The sequence below is a fragment of the Acinetobacter sp. YH12249 genome (assembly GCF_013417475.1).
Lineage (GTDB): Bacteria > Pseudomonadota > Gammaproteobacteria > Pseudomonadales > Moraxellaceae > Acinetobacter.
In genome coordinates this window covers 1-16,103 of the sequence record NZ_VPDX01000042.1, presented here as the reverse complement: position 1 = coordinate 16,103, position 16,103 = coordinate 1, and the positions used below count along the sequence as shown (strand labels likewise).

The window sequence follows — 16,103 nt, the reverse complement described above, 5'->3', positions numbered from 1 at the left end:
TACGTCTAGAAGAAAGATAAAAATCAATGGTATCGCCACGTTGATCGACTGCACGATACAGATAAGACCATCGTCCATTCACTTTTACATAGGTTTCATCAATATGCCACGAGCTCAGATCTGTAGGATTACGCCAATACCAGCGTAAACGTTTTTCTATTTCAGGAGCATAACGTTGAACCCAACGGTAAATAGTCGTGTGATCAACATTCACACCCCGTTCGGCCAGCATTTCCTGCAGTTCACGATAGCTAATGCCATATTTACAATACCAGCGCACAGCCCAAAGAATGATTTCGCCCTGAAAATGCCGACCATGGAAAGGATTCATATGCTGCACCTTTAGCTAAAACAGTCTTCAGCTTACCATTCGTGGTTATTTGCAACAGTGCCGTTTAAAGTGCGTGTGATAAATAGAAGTGTAATACAGGAAAATGGTAAGGTTTATCAGCCTAGTCATCTGTCCATTATGTAGAAAGAGCAGCACTTTAATGTTTATGCTGTTCCAATGTATTACATTCCGTACTTTCTATTTGTAACGTAATTTCAGTAATACTATGATTATGTTTTAGAACGTCTAAGGCCTTTTGATAGAGCTGATCTGGATTGCTATTAGGAGCAACTAAATGAGCAGTTAAATGAATGTTTTTTGAAGATATAGCCCAGACTTTCAACTGATGAATCCCTTCAACACCCTCTAGCATCAATAAATCATTTCTTAACGACTCAATATCAATCTCATCAGGAACCCCTTCAAGCAAAATATGGATACTTTGTTTTAATAAAACCCAAGTTCGAGGTAAGACCCAGAAGCCAATTAACACAGCGATTAAGGTATCTACCCACATCCACTGGGTAAAATAAATGACCACTCCTCCGATAATCACGCCTATCGATCCCAGTGCATCACTAAGAACTTCTAAATATGCGCCTTTCACATTTAGACTTCCTTCAGCACTCGCAGAAAGGATTTTCATTGAAATCAAATTTATGACCAAACCAATGACTGCGACAATCATCATTCCAATACTTTGAATTTCAGCAGGATTCGTAAAACGTTGGTAAGCTTCATAGACGATATATATCGCCACTACAAAAAGCATCACTGCATTAAACAGAGCCGCTAAAATTTCGAATCGCTGATAGCCAAAAGTTCTTTTATCATCTGCGGCTTTTTTACCAATTTTGATAGCAGCAAGAGCAATAGCTAATGCGGCTACATCAGTAAACATGTGAGCGGCATCAGACAGTAATGCTAAACTTTGGGTAATAAAAGCAGCGACAACTTCTACTATTAAAAAAGTAGTCGTTAAACCCAAAGCAAACATTAATTTCTTACTATTTCCTTCAGTAACAACCGCATGGCTATGATCATGATGTTCTGACATAAAATTTTCCTTATTCAATCCATGATTAGCAGAGATACTTGAGACAGGCTCAATATCTCTGCTAAAAATTGCTTAATCTAATGGATTAAGAAGCTTTCTTTTCATTCATCCAGCGGTACAGTACGGGCAATAAAACCAATGTAAGCAGGGTAGAGGAGATAATTCCTCCAATAACCACTGTTGCTAAAGGTCTCTGTACTTCTGCCCCAGTTCCGGTTGCCAAAGCCATCGGGACAAACCCAAGGGACGCCACACAAGCTGTCATCAGCACAGGTCTAAGACGCAAAATTGCACCCTGCCACGTTGCATAATAAAGGTCATATTGTTGTCGCAACTCTTTGATAAAGGTAAGCATGACTAAGCCATTCAGTACAGCCACCCCCGATAGTGCAATGAAGCCAACCCCTGCTGACATGGATAATGGAATGTCACGCAACCACAACGCGATTAAGCCTCCACATAAGGCAAACGGTACACCACTAAAGACCAGTAAGCTTTCTTTGATATTATGGAATACAGCCATCAATAAAATAAAGATCGTCAACAATGCGAGCGGAACCACCAATTGCATACGCGCTTTTGCAGACATCAGATTTTGAAATTGACCGCCATAATCTATCCAATAACCGCTTGGTAATTCCTGTTTGGATAACGTGCTCTGAAGCTCTGTTACGAATGAGCCTAAATCACGTCCTTCTACATTTGCAGTAATAACCACTCGACGTTTACCATTTTCACGGCTGACCTGATTAATACCCAGGATATTTTCAACGCGTGCCACATCTTGCAGTTGGACTAAACCACCATTCGGCAATTGAATAGGAAGTACCGCTAACTGTTCAGGACTACGCTGGGATTCATCTAGACGGATGACAAAATCAAAACGCTTGTCTCCCTGTAAAATTGTTCCAACATTCTGGCCACCGACACTTGTAGCTACCAGATCCTGAATTGCTCTTACCGACAAGCCATATTGTGCAGCTCTGGACTTATCCACCTCTACATTCAACAAGGGTAAGCCACTGGTCTGTTCTACATTAACGGCTGTCGCGCCTGAAATTGAGTTAATTTTTTGAGAAATTTTATTCGCTTCGCGATTTAGAATCTCCATGTCATCACCAAATAATTTGACACCCACATCACTTCGCACCCCTGAAATTAACTCGTTAAAGCGCAGTTCAATGGGTTGCGAGAACTCACTGTTATTTCCCGGCAATGTCGCTAAGAAAGTAATCATTCTTTGGCGAAGCTCATCAATCGTTTGTTTTGGATCAGGCCATTCATCATGAGGTTTTAACAGTACCACGCCATCTGAAATGTTGGGTGGCATAACATCTGTGGCCACTTCTGCTGTACCGGTACGGGCAAAGATCGCTTTAATTTCAGGAAATTCTTTCAACAGTAACTTTTCAGTATTTTCCTGCATTCTCAGTGACTGTTCTAACCCTGTACTTGGGGAACGCATTTGCTGAACAGCAAAATCACCTTCACCCAGTTGAGGTGCAAACTCGCTACCTGTTTGAGTGGCTAGCACGCCCGTAAGCACTAAAATACAGGCAGCCACAATAGTCACAAATAAACGAAGCTCATAGGCTTTATCTAAAAGCAGTTCATATTTGGTTTTAAGCCAATGCATCCAGCGACTTTCGGTTTCCTTGACTTCTCCAGTGACAAATAGGGCAACTGCGGCTGGCACAAAAGTGACAGATAAAATCATGGCCCCAATTAAAGCCAGTACAACAGTCATTGCCATAGGATGGAAAAGTTTGGCTTCTACACCCGTCAGGGTAAAGATAGGTAGATAAACCACCAAAATAATTAACTGTCCAAAAATCAGAGGACGACGCGCCTGTTTTGCAGCCAAGAAGACTTCTTTAAATCTTTCAGAACGGCTAAGTAAACCACCTTTCAGCTTCTGAGCTTCTGCTAGCCGACGGATACAGTTTTCTACAATAACCACTGCACCATCAATAATAATACCGAAGTCCAGTGCCCCTAAACTCATCAGATTTGCACTAATCTTCTGCTCTGCCATTCCCGTCAAGGTAAACAGCATTGACAGTGGAATAACGCAAGCCGTGATCAGCGCAGCACGGAAATTACCTAGAAAGAGAAATAAAATAACAATGACGAGGATTGCACCCTCAATCAAATTTTTCTGAACGGTTTTGATCGCCCGATCAACCAAATGCGTACGGTCATACACAGTCTCAATCACCACACCTTTAGGTAGCGATTGCTGGATCGATTGCACCTTTTCATCAATGGCTTGAGCAACGGTACGGCTATTTTCTCCCATCATCATCATGGCAATACCCAATACAGTTTCTTCACCATTATAGGTTGCAGCCCCTGTTCTTAAGTCATGACCAATTGAGACATTGGCGACATCTGCCACCCGAATCGGATAGCCGTTTTTATTGGCAATACTGATGTTCTGGATATCTTCAATCGTGTTTAAAGTGCCGGGAACACGAACCGTTAGCTGTTGTCCATTTTTCTCAATATAGCCAGCACCACGGTTTTCATTATTCTCTGTTAAGGCAGTTTGTAAATCAGACAAAGGAATTTGCAATTGTTGCAATCGGTTCAGATCAGGGGCAACCACATAGGTTTTATTAAAGCCACCGATACTGTTGATCTCAGCAACGCCTTTTACGCGCTGTAATTGCGGTCTTACAATCCAATCCTGAATTTCACGTAAATCCATCGCCGAATAAGGGGTTCCATCCGGCTTTTTAGCATTTGGTTCGGCTTTAATCACCCATTGATAGATTTCACCTAAACCTGTCGAAATAGGCGACATGTTAGGTTGCACATCTTCAGGCATTTCTCCCATTGCTTCTTGCAAGCGCTGGTTGATAAGCTGTCTGGCCCAGTAAATATCCGTGCCATCTTCAAAAATGATGGTCACTTGCGATAAGCCGTAGCGTGAAATCGAACGGGTTTGTTCCATTTTCGGCATGCCTGACATGGCATTCTCAATGGGATAGGTAATCCGCTGTTCCATTTCCAAAGCCGTAAAGCCATTGGCTGAAGTGTTAATCTGCACCTGAGTATTGGTAATATCCGGTACAGCATCAATCGGTAACTTTTGATAACTATAAATACCAATAGCAATCCAGGCTGCAATAAACAGCATAATCCAAATGGCGTTATGGATAGAAAACTGGATCAGCCGATCAAACAGCCCTTCAGGTTTTACCGATTCGTGGTCTGGAATGTGAGGGCTTTTAGTGCTCATGTGAAGCCTCTCCTTTTTCCATCTCAGATTTCAGTAAGAAACTGCCTTGAGCTGCATATTTTTGTCCCTGATTAAGCCCATTTACCACTTCAATCCACTGGCTATCCCCAGACGATTGCCCTAATTTCACCGGTTGCGGACTGAATTCAACTTTCTGTCCATGCTGAATGGCGACAAAAACCACATCTTTTCCATCGACATTCTGAACTGCGGACTTAAGTACCCGTAATGCGGTACTTTCACTGCGTTGTTGCAACTGTACGTTTACCATCAAGTTTGGACGTAATTCGGTTGCATTCGATTCAACTTTTGCTCGCACCTGAAGACGGCCTGTTTGAATATCCGCTTCAGTATTTAAAGTCTGAATAACAGCCTGATAGACCTTTTCCGTTTGCAAGGATTTAAATTCGATCTTTTGATTCGGGGCTAAGCCCATAATTTCAGAATTTGGAACAATAAACTCAAGCCAGAGTTGATCTAACCGGTCTATCGTAAAGAGTTGATCGGCTAACTGAACATTTTCCCCGAGAACCAAATCCTTTTTACTGATCACGCCAGAAATGGGAGCTTTCAAAATATAGCGTCCGTTACTGGCATTCACTGCACCAAATGCACTTAAACGTGATTGGGCCGCTTGAACCTGAATTTGTGCCCGTTTATAGCTGTTATAAGCACGTTGATAGTCCTGTTTTGCTGAAATGCCCTGTGACCAAAGCTGACGCTCACGATCATAGTCTTGTTTCGCCAGTTCAAGGTTGGTTTGTTCAATTTTAAGATTGGCCTGCTGATCAACTAGATCAGGAACAAGCAACGCAGCCAAAGGCTGTCCTTTCTGAACTTTTTGACCGAGTTCTACATAGACATTTTCTACATGACCACTAAAACTCGGTGAGACGTGCGCTTGCTGGTCAGTATTCACATTCAGTTTGGCAGGATAAGAACTTAATTTAACCACCGGGCCTTGATCGACCGCTGATAATTGTATGCCCTGTTCCACCAGTTGCTTGGCAGTCAGGCTCACACCTTCTGCATGCTCTTCGGTTTCACCACCATGTTCTTCTCCCCCTTCTTCCTCGGCATGTTCATCTGATGTTTCAGATTTATTCTTACCCGTTAAGATCAAGAAAATACTGAGGAGTACGGTAGCGCCGATGACCAAACTAATCAGTAGGGGTTGAGAGATTTTTCCGCTCTGTTTTTTTAAGCTGTTTTTAAGATCGAACATGTTAATTTCCCCCACCAATGACAGGCATGGCCTGTATGTCTTGCCATAAATTTTGATTGATTTGTGCAATAGCATCTTTCGACATGACTTCACTTGGGCTAATGCCTAAGCTTAAACTTTCTGCTTCGATGGCCTTTTGCCAGCCCTCCCGTAACAACTGGACTTTACGTAGACGGATGTCTTGTAATTGAAGCGTGGCTTGCTGAACATCGGTTAAAGCAAACTTTCCTGCCAGAAAACCTTGTAAAGTTTTACTTTGAACTTGAGTCGCCAAAGGAATTTGAGTCTCGTCAACGACTTTGAATTGAAGCTCTAAACCCTGCAACTCGGTTAAGATCGTGCCTATTTGCAGCGCATTTTGCTTTAGATAAAAGTCTTTCTGACGCTCTAATAAGTTCATTTTTTCTTGCGCGATTTTTATGCCATTTTGCTGACGATCGAAAATATTGAGCGGTACACTGACTCCAACCACCAGTTGATTTTGTGTTGAGTTATCCAAGGATTGGGTGCGGTTAACGCCCAGGTTTAAAGTAGGATTAGGACGTGACTTTGCTTTCAGCTGATCAACCGTTGCTTGAGACTCTAACACCTGTAAAATCCGATATTTCTCAATGTAGTTATCCGCTAAATATTCTTGAACCTGCCCATGAGTCGATTTTGGCCAAAGCTTTTGCGAAGAGAGGTTTACCTTCAATGACTTATCAGAGGTTCCCCATAAATTTGATAATTGTTGGGTGGCCACTTGTACCTGTAAGTCTGCCTGTCTAAAAAGACGGATATTTTCAGCATGGCTTAAACGTGCGCGATTTACATCTACTTGGGCAATACTGCCTGCATTAAAGCGCTTCTCGATCGCTTTAAGGTTTTCTTCGCTCACCCGAAGTTGTTCATTGACAATGTTTCTTTCAAGTTCGGCAATGGCCAGTTGTGACCATACATATTTCACTGCAAGCTCAATTTGCGCTTGATAAATCTTCTGCTTCAGTGCTGTTTTATCTGTAGAGAGACTGGCTAATTTTTGGTTTGCTTTTCGCTCACCAAAAATATCCAAGGGTTGTGATATGCCAATGGTAAGCTCTTTTTCATTATTTGAACCAAATCCCGTTTGTTCAACTGACAGTTCAGGATTTTTAAACAGCTTACTTTGCTGAAGATTCGTGGCATTAATGCTGTTTTGCGTTTCCCAGAAATTTTGGGACGCTTGATACTGGTTGACCTGCTCAATGGCTTGTCGCAGCGTTAAATCTTGAGGACTGGCGACTACAGAAGTACTCAAGCTGATCATTGCTGATAGCAAGACACCTGTACGGAATGCTGACCAGGATAAATTCAGGATAGAAGTATCCTGATATAATTTGTTTTTTGACATGAAATGCCCCACACATAATGAGATTAGGAGTGGTGGGCTTTTATAAGACTACCCCACCAATAGTAGGGGCAAATCAGGAGGGGGTGTTAATTGATTCAGATAAGGGGATTTATAAAAAGTTCTTCCCAAATAAGATGGTGTAAGGACTGTCTCAAAATGAGTTTTAAGCTTCAGATCATCGGGTGGGTCAATCTGAATCACGATTGTATTTGAGAAATGACTGCACTTTTCGTTAAAACAAACCTTCTGACAATAGTCATAGATTTCTTTATAGTTTTCTAAGGAATAAAGTGCTTGACTAGGACTATCACTCTTTTCGTCTAAATCGATTGGATTAGAGAGTATTGAATTGGGTATGTTTGGCATTTCATGCAGACACGCAGCCTCTGCCACACTCCAAATATTCTGGAATGTGAATAAGAGTACCAATATCTGGATTAGAAATGTTTTTCTCTTCATACACAAATCTGTATTTAAAACACCAATAAGAAGCTGTCCAGATCTATCAAAGATCTGATCACAGAATTTGAGTAACCTTAAACTTTTTGCAGCCTTAAGTAAAGATATACAGAATTTTTGAAAAAAGCATAGGTCTAGATAATCAAGCTAGATTTTTTAGAACTCCACATTGGTCAATTGTACATAAGCCATCACAAGTACCTCTTAAATCAGATAATTGTTCAATAAGCTTTTGTTGCTTGATTATATTTTCTCTGATAGCACTGACATGTAAGTCAATTAATTCATTCACATCTGAACAATTTTTCTTGGGATTATCTTTATAGGTGAGTAATTGACGAATTTCATTCAAACTCATATTTAAAGTTCGGCAATTCAAAATAAACTTAATTCGCTCAACATAGCCTATATCGTAAAGGCGGTAATTTCCTTCCGTTCTTTCGGGTTCCGGAATTAAACCTTCCTTTTCATAAAACCTAATTGTTAATACTGAACATGAGGTTTTTTTAGAGAGTTCACCAATTTTTAAATGCATTGAGTTGGTATTTCCAAAAAATCTTGACTCTATAGTAACTATAGGGATTCTAATATTCAAAGTTTATAAATTTTTTTAATGGGTATAACTATGAGTGGCTGTGGATGTAGTAAAGAAACACCATGCGAAGATAAGAAATCTCAACAAGAAAATCATCCATCAATTGCAGAAGCAAGCAATTCAAAGAATTGTGATAATACGCCTAGCTGTTGTGGTGAAGAGGAAGAAGAAAAATCTTCATCTCCTTGCTGTAACACTTCAAACAGTTGTGAAGATACCGCTCAATCCTGTTGTGGTTCTGATCCCAAAGAAAATTTAAGCACTGAAAACGTTTTAAAAGATTCGCACTACATGAGTGAATACTTAGTTCCCAAAATGGATTGTTCTGCGGAAGAACAGATGGTTCGTATGGCGCTATCTTCAATTGATGGTGTTCAAAAACTCATCTTTGATTTACCTAACCGGTCTTTAAAGGTTCTACATAATCAAAAAGATGAAAATATAACTACCAAACTTGAAGCTTTGGGTTTTGGTGCAAAGCTTGTGAAGACTGAAACTTATATAAGCAATCAACAGGCTAAGCAAACAAGTACCTATACCATTCCTAAAATGGATTGCTCTGCTGAAGAGCAAATGGTCCGTATGGCTCTTGCAGATATTGAAGCAGTTAAAGGTCTTACTTTTGATCTTCCCAATCGAAAACTGAAAGTCTTCCATAATGAAGGGAGTCAGCAAATTACGGCCAAACTTGAAGGACTGGGTTTTGGGGCGAAACTTGATGAAACACAGCTTTCTACAGGCGATATACCTAATGAACCTGATCCTGTGAGACAAGCTAAAGTACTTAAACTGTTATTAGGCATTAATGCTCTACTGTTCTTTATAGAATTCATCAGCGGAATTATTGCTGCGTCTACAGGATTGATTGCTGATTCTCTAGATATGTTTGCCGATGCAGCCGTTTATGGTATTGCGCTATATGCCGTCGGAAAAGCTGCGAAATATCAAGTGAAAGCAGCCCATTTCGCAGGTTGGATTCAGTTATTACTTGCTGTCATCGTGATTATTGATGTCATTAGACGATTCATGTTTGGAAGCGAGCCAGAATCAACGCTCATGATTGTTATTGGCCTGCTCGCACTTATAGCTAACGTGACATGCTTATATCTTATTTCTGGTCATCGAGAAGATGGCGCACATATGAAAGCCAGTTGGATTTTCTCGGCGAATGACGTTGTGGTAAATATGGGCGTTATATTTGCCGGTGTACTCGTGGCGTGGACGGGATCAGCTTACCCAGACTTAATCATTGGCATCCTGGTTTCTTTATTCGTGCTTAATGGTGCTCGAAAGATTTTGGCTTTGAAGTAAGAGTATCGAAAATGAATCTATTTCAAGTTAAACAAAATCAGATCGTCAAAATTAGAGATCTCAAAAAAGGTAATCAATACAGTCATACCACTGATCCCGTATTGGAACGGCTCCAACTATTAGGTTTTAGAGAGGGTGAAACTCTACAAGTACTCGCTAAAGGTGTTTTTGGCGGAGATCCTGTTTTAGTTCAAATTGAAACTTCAAGATTCGCATTAAGAAAGAATGAAGCTGAAAGAATTTTTGTAGAGTTAGTATCCAATGAAGATTAAGAACATTGCATTAGTCGGTAATCCAAATTGCGGAAAAACCTCTTTATTTAATACGCTTACTGGTACGCGACAAAAAGTTGCCAACTATGCTGGGGTTACCGTAGAAAGAAAAGAAGGTTCTTTTAAATTACCTTCTGGTGATGCAATACGAGTATTGGACTTACCCGGAACTTACAGTTTAAAACCTAGTAGTTTAGATGAAGAAGTCACCAGGGCAGTTTGTTTGGGCGAGCTAAAAGGTGAAATTCTACCCGATATTTTTATATGCGTTGTAGATGCCACAAATTTAAGCTTACATTTGAGCTTGGTTCTCGAAGTTCGTGCTCTAAATCGCCCTATGATTCTTGTATTAAATATGATGGATGAGGTCAAAAAGCGTGGTATTTCCATTGATAAGGATAAACTGTCTCAACTGTTAGGTATCCCTGTAGTTGAAGCTGTCGCAGTTAAAACAAAAGGAATTCAAGATTTAATTAATCAATTAGATCAAAAAAATCTTTTTATTACTCCTTTTTAACTTACCATGATCACATTCAATGACATTATTTTTATACTTAATCTGCCTGTGCTCAATATCTACTGGACATTTTCCTTCTCGCTTTAACCGTGATAAAGCATGGCCATAGGTCGCTGCTTTATCTGTATTGATGACCCGTGGAATTTGCCATTTTTTCACCGTATTGAAGATTTTTCCTAAAAAACAATAGGCTGATTTACTGTTCCGTCTAGCGGAAAGGTAAAAGTCAATCGTATGACCACGTTGATCAACTGCACGATACAGGTAAGTCCATCGCCCCTTCACTTTGATATAAGTCTCATCCATATGCCATGAATGTAAATCTGTAGGATTACGCCAATACCAGCGTAAGCGTTTTTCCATTTCTGGAGCATAACGCTGAACCCAACGATAAATTGTGGTGTGGTCAACATTCACACCCCGTTCAGCGAGCATTTCTTGAAGTTCACGATAGCTGATGCCATATTTACAATACCAACGAACAGCCCAAAGAATGATTTCACCTTGAAAGTGCCGACCATGGAAGGGATTCATCTGCTGTATCTCGAAATAAATAAGATATTTAGCTTATCATGTCAGCCTATTTGCAACAGTGCCCTAAATCACTCAAAGCCAGCATCTAAAACCATTTAACAAAATCTATGACTATTTTACTTTCCCTTACCTAATCGTCCTAGTGTATATCTTTTTTTTTGATTAGCTTATTCCTAAATCAAGTGACTTTAGGTAAGTATGATGAACGATATCCAATTTTCAGATTGCGCAAAGGCATGTATGAGCTGTTACCTTACCTGTGCCAGTTGTGCAAATGCCTGTCTAAAAGAAGAAAATCTGGAGATGATGCGAGAATGTATTCAGCGTTGTCTAGATTGTGCAGATATTTGTCAGCTCTGTGCTCGTATGCAGCAAAATGAATCTCCTTTTATGAAAGAAATTTGTGAGCTTTGTGCCAAGGCTTGTGAATACTGTGCAGATGAATGTAGCCAACATGAGCATCAACACTGCCAGCAATGTGCTGATGCTTGCCGTGAATGTGCCGTCGAATGTCGAAAAATGGTTGTCTGATAAATAAAAGAATTAGTTGAGTTTAGGATTTACTCAATGAATAGCCAACGTGTTAGTTGTTAGTGGGTCAAACCACTAACAACGGCACTGTTGCAAATAGGGATCTGAGTCGATGATTTTCCCTTCAAAAAAGCTTAGAGACCGAAAACTCTATTTACTAGCCAAACTTCTCCTAGAATATTACCGTTATAAAATAATGAAGCTTGTCCTTTGCGTAGAGCACGCATAACCTCAATTCCTTTAATTGTGGCATAAGCCGTTTTCATAGACTTGAATCCCAACGTAGCCTTGATGATCCGTTTGAGCTTGCCATGATCACATTCAATCACGTTATTCTTGTATTTAATCTGTCGATGCTCCAGGTCTTCAGGACACTTTCCTTCCTGTTTTAGTCGCGACAAAGCACGGCCATAGGTATGAGCCTTATCAGTGTTTATGACTCGTGGAATCTGCCATTTTTTGACATGATTCAAAATTTTACCAAGAAAACAATAAGCTGAATGGGTATTTCGTCTAGCAGAAAGATAGAAATCAAGAGTATGGCCACGTTGGTCAACTGCACGGTATAGATATGCCCATTTGCCATTCACTTTTACGTAAGTTTCATCCATATGCCATAAATGTCGATCTGTAGGATTACGCCAATACCAACGTAAACGTTTTTCCATTTCTGGAGCATAACGCTGAACCCAGCGATAAATTGTGGTGTGATCAACATTCACTCCACGTTCAGCGAGCATTTCCTGAAGTTCATGATAGCTGATGCCATATTTACAATACCAACGAACAGCCCAAAGAATGATTTCACCTTGAAAGTGCCGACCGTGGAAGGGATTCATCTGCTGTATCTCGAAATAAATAAGATATTTAGTTTATCATGTCAGCCTATTTGCAACAGTGCCTTAAAAACAGTCTCGTGAGATACTTCTCCATTAGATGTATTTTTAGCATTTACAAATTTTTTATTATTTAGATTTAAGTTCATTTCTACTCTTTAATTTCCCTAAAATTAACATAATACTGATTATGCGAAACATGAGCCTATAGCTCTCGTTTTTTCGCTCTAAAACTGCTAAAATTCTTATACGCCATTGACGTACTTAAACCTATGCTATTCATTGAAACCAGTATTTTTACCAAGCAAATCAAAGAGCTTGTAAGTGATGAAGAGTATCGTCAGCTCCAGCAAGATCTCTTGGTACAGCCTGATAAAGGTGACTTAATCAAGAATGGCGGTGGCATTCGTAAAGTACGCTGTGCTCAAGGTAATAAAGGTAAAAGTGGCGGTATCCGTGTGATCTACTATTGGGTCACAGAAGATGATCAGATCTTTTTCCTGGTAGCTTATCCAAAGTCTGTGAAAGATAACCTGACAGACAAAGAGACCTCTATTTTGCGTCAATTAGTGAAGGAGCAATTTCATGGATAACAACTTATTTGATGACCTAGTTGCTTCAATCAAAGAAGCTGGTGCTATCAAACGCAATGAAATGAAAGCAAGCCGAGTGACTGAGCTTGAATTGCCGGATATTAAGGAAGTACGTGAGAAAACAGGCTTAACCCAAGCTGAATTTGCTGCACGTTTGCATATCAGTGCCAGAACTCTACAAAACTGGGAACAAGGCCGTCGCTATCCGACTGGCCCTGCAGCGACTTTAATTCGTATCTTGGATGCACACCCAACTCTGATTTAAGAAGTCTAGAAAATAAAAAACCCCGGCATCCTGCCGGGGTTTTTCGTATGGGTTCGCTCGGTATAACTCCTGTCGTACCTTACAGTCCTTGTGCGTATCGTTGTTCTTATTATTGTGTAGAACATCCTGTTCCTGATGAATCCATCATAGAAAAATTTCAGGTACCTGGACAGCCGCAAAGGACCGGAATTGTTGTGAGCATATGCGTACAAGACCGGCTAAAAACTGTCCCAGGTTTATCCGCAGAAATTGGGGATAATTTCATATCCTGGAATCTTGATAACCGGGCAAAAATGCCAAAATTGAGCGTTTTTTAGTCGATTCTATTGGCTAAACATTACAGATTTGCTTAAAAAACACACGAGTTGTTAAATCGTGCGTTTTTTGATCTTTTTGATTTTGTGTTTTTAAGTTTAAGTATTTGATAAATAATGGCTTTTAAAAATGCATTTCGTATAACGCCCATTATGTTAAATAGAAAATTTCTAGAAATAATAGAAAAGATTGTTTATTAATCAATTAATCAAAAAATATCTTACTAATTAGTATAATTTTATTGCAAATTTTTATTTATATTTCCAATATATGCAAATCCTTTAAATCAATGATTTATGGGTTTTTATATAACTTCAATATTCATGAGATATACAATGAAAAAACTGCTTTTAGTATCACTTCTTGGGGCTATTGCAGCAACTACAGCAAATGCTGGTAGTACAACAATTCAGCCATATGTAGGCGCTGGCTATACATTTTTAAATAACGATGATGTTGATGTACATTTTCTAGGCCTGAATGGTGGTTTGCAATTTAATGAATATGTTGGTGCTGAAGTATTCTGGAATAAATCTGTAAATGACATCGAGTTCGATGGCGATTTAGAAGAATTTGGTGTAAGAACTGACGCCGATGTTCAATACTATGGTATTGGCTTAACAGCTAAATATCCTTTAGCAAATAATTTCTATGCTAAAGGTATGGCAGGTTATGCACGTGTTGACCTCGATGTAGATGCTACTTATCAAGGTTATACAGTTTCAGCTAGCGAAGATGATTCAGGTTTAATCATTCAAGCTGGAGCTGGCTATAACTTCACTCCAAACTTGGCTGCAGAAGTAGCTTACACACACGTTAATGCATTTGATGGCTTTAATGGTGTAAATGCTCAATTAAAATATAACTTCTAATTTGTTGAGTAAAAAAGCGAGGAGAAAATTCTCGCTTTTTTTTGGAAATTTGTATAACAGCCATTATGTTAAATAGGCATACAATTGTTTTCTTAATTCATTTAAATAATCATTTTCTTCAATAAGAGGAACTCCATCACGATGCAAGATGAGATCATTAAATGACCCCATTCCTCCAAAATTAATGCGCAATTGATACTTAGCATATTCTGGATCCTCTTTAAGACATAAGAGCATATCAGAATATGCTTTTTCCCAATTTTTTAAATCAAATTCTTCAAATAATGCTATTAGCTTTTCAATTATCGATTCTAGACTTTCATTTTCCATAAATTCTTTAATTTTCCTAAAATTAACATAATACACGTTATACGAATCTAAAAATGGGAGCCTTTAGCTCCCATTTTTACTATATTTTTTAAAGTTTTAGGCGTGTTGTACTGTGAGTTTTAAGCCTAAAGCATTCACTACACGATTAATCGTATCAAAACGTGGTGCTGAATCATGACGTAGGGCTTTGTAGAGTGCCTCACGCCCAATTCCTGCTTCTTTAGCGATTTGAGTCATGCCACGAGCTTTAGCAATAACACCAAGTGCATGAGCTAATTCAGCTGGATCATTCTCTTCAAGAACTATATTGAGATACATCACAATGTCTTCTTCAGTTTTGAGTGACTCAGCCATATCAAAACTTGGTAAATCAGCTACTTTAACCATTTTAATCCTCCAACGTTTTCGATAGTTTGACTGCACGATCGATGTCTTGTTATTGAGTTGATTTATCTCCACCACCAAGCATTACAATCACAACGTCACCATGTTGGATGTAATACATCCTCCATCCAGAACCGAAGAATTCTCTCATTTCCCAAACACCATCTTGGAGAGGTTTAATGTCTCCCCAGTTTCCACGTTGAACCTTATCTAATCGACGATTCAGACGGATACGGGTTATATTGTCTTTAATGCCATCCAACCATTCATCAAATTCTGGCAGACGTTTAATTTCAATCATGAGGATTCCTTCTCTTCTCACTATATTGTATTCGATCGAATACAATATGCAAGTAATCTATACGAACATCCATTAATTTCGTATAAGAGATTTTATGTTAAATATAGTCTCAGGCTAATAATTTAAGCTATCTTAGTAAGTTCAAAAAATTATCAAAACTATCACATACTTCTATCAATTCTAATTTAGGCTGTCCATGTTGATCCTTGATATATTGATCATGGTACATAAGAACTACTTTCGGATTATTAACGTCAGATCTGTAGTCAAATCCGATATAGTCACCACAACCATTTAGTCCAAAGACGACTATCTTATCATGGCCATATATATCCTGATCTTGACAGTTTTCAATATGATCACCTCCTACCCCTTGTCCAAAACAACAAAAGGCTATGCTAGATTCTCCAACTTCATTGTTAGAATCAGAATATTCAAAGCTATTCTCAATAAATTGCACCCCATTGTGGGAAGCAATCAGCTTTTTATAACTTAAAGGAAAATTAATTTTATTATCTTGCTCAAAAATCTCTATGACCTTTACGTCGATTGGTCCGAAGTCATACATAATATTTAAGTTCTGATAAGGCATATGATTGTTTTACCTGCTAGGAATAACGAAATTTCGTATAACCGCCATTATGTTAAGTAGGCTGATTTTCTTCAATTAGCATGTAGACTAAGTCGATCTCAGGGCAAAGATATCCCATTGACGTTAGAGCTGCTGTGATTTGTCCTCTGTGATGAGTCCCATGATTAAAA

18 protein-coding genes and 3 pseudogenes are annotated in these 16,103 nt (G+C 39.2%); 7 read left to right on the top strand and 14 right to left on the bottom strand.

From position 1 onward, the window contains the following. The 7 genes and pseudogenes from FTV25_RS15010 to cadR all read right to left on the bottom strand — a co-directional run. Positions 1-331, bottom strand: a pseudogene (locus tag FTV25_RS15010) (IS6-like element IS1006 family transposase); the annotation flags it as partial. Positions 332-488: 157 nt separating this feature from the next. Beyond that, entirely contained in the window at positions 489-1,388 is a 900-nt protein-coding gene (locus FTV25_RS15005) for a cation diffusion facilitator family transporter (protein WP_026444404.1), read from the bottom strand. Positions 1,389-1,473: 85 nt separating this feature from the next. After that, positions 1,474-4,632, bottom strand: a complete 3,159-nt coding sequence (locus FTV25_RS15000) for an efflux RND transporter permease subunit (protein WP_016165560.1) — start codon at positions 4,630-4,632, stop codon at positions 1,474-1,476. After that, positions 4,622-5,857 (bottom strand): efflux RND transporter periplasmic adaptor subunit, encoded by a 1,236-nt coding sequence (locus FTV25_RS14995; RefSeq protein WP_005180694.1) that lies wholly within the window; start codon positions 5,855-5,857, stop codon positions 4,622-4,624. Before FTV25_RS14995 ends, FTV25_RS15000 begins: the two co-directional genes overlap by 11 nt. Position 5,858: 1 nt before the next feature. Continuing rightward, on the bottom strand, positions 5,859-7,226 hold the full coding sequence (locus FTV25_RS14990) for a TolC family protein (protein WP_180004251.1): 1,368 nt from the start codon (positions 7,224-7,226) through the stop codon (positions 5,859-5,861). 48 nt (positions 7,227-7,274) lie between these two features. Continuing rightward, positions 7,275-7,685: a hypothetical protein gene (locus FTV25_RS14985; RefSeq protein WP_025465702.1), complete on the bottom strand. Its 411-nt coding sequence runs from the start codon at positions 7,683-7,685 to the stop codon at positions 7,275-7,277. A gap of 142 nt (positions 7,686-7,827) precedes the next feature. After that, a complete protein-coding gene (gene cadR / locus FTV25_RS14980) occupies positions 7,828-8,220 on the bottom strand; it encodes a Cd(II)/Pb(II)-responsive transcriptional regulator (protein ID WP_004281856.1) in 393 nt (130 codons plus the stop codon). Between the two features lie 90 nt (positions 8,221-8,310). Between cadR and FTV25_RS14975 the strand changes: the two genes are divergently transcribed. The 3 genes and pseudogenes from FTV25_RS14975 to FTV25_RS14965 all read left to right on the top strand — a co-directional run. Further along, positions 8,311-9,591, top strand: a complete 1,281-nt coding sequence (locus FTV25_RS14975; protein WP_004910216.1) for a cation transporter — start codon at positions 8,311-8,313, stop codon at positions 9,589-9,591. 11 nt (positions 9,592-9,602) lie between these two features. Next, positions 9,603-9,863, top strand: a complete 261-nt coding sequence (locus tag FTV25_RS14970; protein WP_004665962.1) for a FeoA family protein — start codon at positions 9,603-9,605, stop codon at positions 9,861-9,863. Next, positions 9,853-10,377: pseudogene (locus FTV25_RS14965) on the top strand (FeoB small GTPase domain-containing protein); the annotation flags it as partial. The gene FTV25_RS14970 and the pseudogene FTV25_RS14965, both read left to right, overlap by 11 nt. On the opposite strand, the pseudogene FTV25_RS14960 reads toward FTV25_RS14965, so the two are convergent. Beyond that, a pseudogene (locus FTV25_RS14960) lies at positions 10,372-10,914 on the bottom strand (IS6-like element IS1008 family transposase); the annotation flags it as partial. The pseudogenes FTV25_RS14965 and FTV25_RS14960 overlap by 6 nt on opposite strands. 201 nt (positions 10,915-11,115) lie before the next feature. Between FTV25_RS14960 and FTV25_RS14955 the strand changes: the two are divergent. After that, on the top strand, positions 11,116-11,445 hold the full coding sequence (locus FTV25_RS14955) for a four-helix bundle copper-binding protein (protein ID WP_026055492.1): 330 nt from the start codon (positions 11,116-11,118) through the stop codon (positions 11,443-11,445). 134 nt (positions 11,446-11,579) lie between these two features. On the opposite strand, the gene FTV25_RS14950 is transcribed toward FTV25_RS14955, so the two are convergent. Further along, entirely contained in the window at positions 11,580-12,284 is a 705-nt protein-coding gene (locus tag FTV25_RS14950; RefSeq protein WP_180004253.1) for an IS6-like element IS1007 family transposase, read from the bottom strand. 269 nt (positions 12,285-12,553) lie between these two features. Between FTV25_RS14950 and FTV25_RS14945 the strand changes: the two genes are divergently transcribed. From FTV25_RS14945 to FTV25_RS14935, 3 genes are all read left to right on the top strand, one after another. Continuing rightward, positions 12,554-12,874, top strand: coding sequence for a type II toxin-antitoxin system RelE/ParE family toxin (locus FTV25_RS14945; RefSeq protein ID WP_000897309.1), 321 nt, complete (start codon positions 12,554-12,556; stop codon positions 12,872-12,874). Beyond that, entirely contained in the window at positions 12,867-13,139 is a 273-nt protein-coding gene (gene nadS, locus FTV25_RS14940) for a NadS family protein (protein WP_004896911.1), read from the top strand. The genes FTV25_RS14945 and nadS overlap by 8 nt, the downstream gene beginning before the upstream one ends. Before the next feature lie 650 nt (positions 13,140-13,789). Beyond that, the gene (locus tag FTV25_RS14935) at positions 13,790-14,326 is read left to right on the top strand and encodes a porin family protein (RefSeq protein WP_100535606.1); all 537 of its coding nucleotides are present in this window, start codon (positions 13,790-13,792) and stop codon (positions 14,324-14,326) included. A gap of 63 nt (positions 14,327-14,389) precedes the next feature. Here FTV25_RS14935 and FTV25_RS14930 read toward each other — a convergent pair whose 3' ends face one another. From FTV25_RS14930 to FTV25_RS14910, 5 genes are all read right to left on the bottom strand, one after another. Then, on the bottom strand, positions 14,390-14,656 hold the full coding sequence (locus FTV25_RS14930; RefSeq protein ID WP_100535607.1) for a hypothetical protein: 267 nt from the start codon (positions 14,654-14,656) through the stop codon (positions 14,390-14,392). A gap of 96 nt (positions 14,657-14,752) precedes the next feature. After that, positions 14,753-15,043, bottom strand: coding sequence for an addiction module antidote protein (locus FTV25_RS14925; protein WP_180004255.1), 291 nt, complete (start codon positions 15,041-15,043; stop codon positions 14,753-14,755). Between the two features lie 49 nt (positions 15,044-15,092). Then, on the bottom strand, positions 15,093-15,341 hold the full coding sequence (locus FTV25_RS14920; RefSeq protein WP_180004257.1) for a type II toxin-antitoxin system RelE/ParE family toxin: 249 nt from the start codon (positions 15,339-15,341) through the stop codon (positions 15,093-15,095). A gap of 127 nt (positions 15,342-15,468) precedes the next feature. After that, complete coding sequence (locus FTV25_RS14915) at positions 15,469-15,933, bottom strand: SMI1/KNR4 family protein (protein ID WP_076753373.1); 465 nt, start codon at positions 15,931-15,933, stop codon at positions 15,469-15,471. 52 nt (positions 15,934-15,985) lie between these two features. Then, the coding region (locus tag FTV25_RS14910; RefSeq protein ID WP_306669831.1) for a DinB family protein at positions 15,986-16,103 on the bottom strand (118 nt) is incomplete at its 5' end.